Origin of the sequence: Herbiconiux daphne (assembly GCF_024979295.1) — a bacterium.
Classification (GTDB): domain Bacteria; phylum Actinomycetota; class Actinomycetes; order Actinomycetales; family Microbacteriaceae; genus Herbiconiux; species Herbiconiux daphnes.
Genome location: NZ_JANLCJ010000138.1, coordinates 1 through 1,101, shown reverse-complemented (window position 1 = coordinate 1,101; position 1,101 = coordinate 1). Strand labels below are relative to the sequence as shown.

Genomic DNA, 1,101 nt, shown 5'->3' with positions numbered 1-1,101 from the left:
CAACTCAGGTCTTGAAGACTATGAGTGATTGGAGCATGACGGATTGTATGAACCAACACTGCATGGCAACACAAAGATACTAAAGGCAAACCAACCTATTCAATAATGGAGAGTGAAATATGGCAATACTAAAAACATTGGTTAGAAAGAACGTTATCCTTGACGCCGGACTTCTAAACCAAGACAACAACAACATATCGTTCAGCAAGATGCAACTTATGACTGCTGCCGATGACCCGACATTGGTTCAAATTCCGGACATTGGTACGGTTGCCGAAATAGTCAATGACATTTCAAATTCACCTTTTGACATTAAATATAGAGTAATCATTCAAGATGCTAATGTTTATCCAAACGCACATACATTGAACACTCTTTACAATGGGACTGGTATATTTGTTGAAGAGATACTAACCGGTAACACATTGTTACTTAAGGCAACACCTAATGGTAGTGACCAGATAAAAGCAACGGACGGAGATGGTATATTATTTGTTGTTGAACCGACAGGTGTATTCCAAGTTGCTGGTATGGTTCAAAACCTATGGGTAATAGATAATACCAAAAACAACCAAGCGACAGTTATCAACCAAATAGATACAAGAATTACCGCTCTTGAACAGAAAGACATTGCCATTGAAAACAACATAACGACACTTGATGCCAACAATGTCAAGATAGATAATGCAAAAGACATTTCATCAAGAGGGTCATTTGTGCTTGGTTCTACGGTTTCTGACCCATTCAAGATACCGACAAGGGGTGATGTCAATACTGCTCTTATATCATTGGATAACAAAGCAATCAATGCCACAACAGTCGCTAATGGAGCGGTTCAAACTGCTAATGCGGTTCAAACTGCTTTAGGAACAACCAATCAACAAGTAGCAAATTTACAAGCAGCAGATGTTACTATCAATACAGACTTGCAAGGACTACACACTTCATTGGGAACGGTTGCTATAAGACTTGCTGCTTTGGAGGCACAAGGTACTGGGGCACAATATCTGACTTCAATAAACAGATATGCTTCTGATTTAGGGCAACCTCAAGTTGCTGGTGGAACAACTACAAAAGCAACATTTAACTTAGCAGCACTAG

1 protein-coding gene is annotated in these 1,101 nt (G+C 39.4%); it reads left to right on the top strand.

Annotation, left to right across the window (positions count from 1 at the left end):
* Positions 1 to 218: 218 nt before the first annotated feature.
* On the top strand, positions 219 to 1,101 hold an 883-nt coding region (locus tag N1032_RS23610), incomplete at its 3' end, for a hypothetical protein (protein ID WP_259542813.1).